The 1,589-nt window shown below is 37.3% G+C and carries 2 protein-coding genes; one reads left to right on the top strand and one right to left on the bottom strand.

The features are described from left to right. A partial coding sequence (locus ACZ2V4_RS11605; protein ID WP_490514939.1) for a hypothetical protein occupies positions 1-510 on the top strand: 510 nt, incomplete at its 5' end. Here ACZ2V4_RS11605 and ACZ2V4_RS11600 read toward each other — a convergent pair. After that, positions 511-1,350: a helix-turn-helix transcriptional regulator gene (locus ACZ2V4_RS11600; protein WP_490514938.1), complete on the bottom strand. Its 840-nt coding sequence runs from the start codon at positions 1,348-1,350 to the stop codon at positions 511-513. Positions 1,351-1,589: the final 239 nt, after the last annotated feature.

Here is a 1,589-nt window from a genome sequence, read left to right as displayed (position 1 = left end):
ACACTGCCTTTATCTGTGATGCTCTTCGGCATAGGATTCACGATCAGTACATGGACGCCTTTATCACCGTTGCCTTATTATCAGGCACATCTACATGTACAGAAAGTCCAACAGCAGTCCAAAATAGCTGAGACCTATCTGGAAGGTTTAGTGGATAAAGGATTACTGGATACGACCGTGAAGAAGCATGTTACACATCAACATTTTTCAGTCGCACAGAACAAAATCAGTCAGATTGATGACCCCAAGAAACGTAAAGCTCTGATGGATAAACACAGTGACTATCTATCAACGTATGAACATCAGATTGGTGACAGGCTCATCCGAAAGCTTCAACTGGAACATCTCAGCATCTCTGAATACAGCAATCTGACAGCACAGGACTATGAAAATGTCCGTTATCAGATTCAGCAACAGATTAAGACACCACGAACGCAACAGTTTTTCCTGGAACGTGTCGAGAAGCTACAAAAACGACATGATCTCGAATATCAATCCGTCACGCCATAACTAGATGACAGCATTATAGACATAGAACTGTTGTGCGATATATTCTCGAAGAATTCCGATGTAATACGCTCTGTCGCTCTTTATTTCAGATTTCTGTCCGTGATAGACTTTTTTCTTTGCCTTAACGAGTGATTGTATCGCATAGTTCATAATTTCAACGTGATCTTCAGTGCTATAGATGTTGTTACCGATGGTTTCTTTCAGCATTGTTTTGTATAGAGACAGAATTTCTTCATCACTAAAGAAAGGCTTTGCGACGTTGTAAATTTCGTCAGGCACTTCCATCGGTTTGACACGGATATCTGAGTTTTTAATGTTATGATATAAAACTTTAGACTGTTTTTTTACAGAACGTTTTCTGTTACTTAAAAAGATATTTAATAGATTTAAAAAGAATATAGTTTCCTTTTTTGCGTGAACATGTTGTAAGGCCTGTTGCGACAATGTTTTCCCGGTCTTCACAACCTGATTAAGCGTGGACATTTTAGCGTGGACATTTTTTTCTCGGATGATTTCATACTGTGTATAGGTATTGATTCTAAAGACCATTGCGCCGTTATTCTTACGTTTGCCACTGACCGTGTGAATCTTCGTGATATAACCTTTTTCATCAAGATTTTTTAGCGTTCGATAGACTGTTTTCTTACTGATATGTAAAAGGTCTGCGATGGTCTGAAGTTTTAGGTGAGAAAAACCAATCACCTTTAAGCTGTGTTGCTTTAAAACGTTTAAAATACGGTATTCATTCTTTTTGAGATGTCGATTGTATCGTTCAACCGTACGATCCATTGCGATGATTGTTTCAAAGTTGTTTTCAAAGTCGTTCATGATATAAGCCATTGTTATCATTCCTTTTTTAGATTTTAGGAACGAAAAAAGAGTACACGCCGGTCTTTTCCATGGCATGCACTCTATGACTTTTATCATATATGATGTTTCCTTAAATCATTCTTTCGATTTGTTTTATTGAAAACTGTTTAAAAATCGGGTATGATTAAAACATAATCTTATAAGAAGAGTTTAAGGAACATTCTAAAGTGTTTGCCGATGTACGCGATCGGTAAGCGATTAATAACTGC

The sequence above is a fragment of the Macrococcus sp. CoH-51_TC_04 genome (genome assembly GCF_058188655.1).
The sequence above is the reverse complement of the archived record's forward strand: the minus strand, read 5'-3'. Positions and strand labels throughout refer to the sequence as shown.

Bases quoted from the DNA above. Each gene is read 5' to 3' on its own strand.
- ACZ2V4_RS11600 (WP_490514938.1), bottom strand. From the start codon at position 1,350: ATGGCTTATATCATGAACGACTTTGAAAACAACTTTGAAACAATCATC.